We start from the raw sequence: 269 nt of genomic DNA on the forward strand, positions 1-269 counted from the left end.
GGGGTTGGTCCATACGTCGCCGCTGCCGGCGGCGTTGAACAGCAGGCGGCCGTCGGGCAGCCGGATGAGGACCGGGCTGCCGCCGGTGCTGAGCGGGGGAGAGCCGGGGGTGAGGGGGAGGTCGGTGATGCCGGTGCCGGCCGGGCCGCCGGTGGAGAAGAAGGCCAGTGGGTTGGTGGAGATCTTGTAGCGGACGTTGTCGCCGCCGCCGAAGTATTCGTAGGTCATCATCCAGCGGCCGTCGGTGGTGGGCACGACGTTGGGCATGC

1 protein-coding gene is annotated in these 269 nt (G+C 70.6%); it reads right to left on the reverse strand.

Translation table 11 applies throughout. The features are described from left to right. Positions 1-255 (reverse strand): hypothetical protein (locus IO39_RS43635; RefSeq protein ID WP_211267399.1); only part of this gene is annotated, 255 nt, incomplete at its 3' end. Between the last annotated feature and the right edge of the window lie 14 nt (positions 256-269).

It is taken from the genome of Nonomuraea candida, assembly GCF_000725485.1.
Taxonomy (GTDB): domain Bacteria; phylum Actinomycetota; class Actinomycetes; order Streptosporangiales; family Streptosporangiaceae; genus Nonomuraea; species Nonomuraea candida.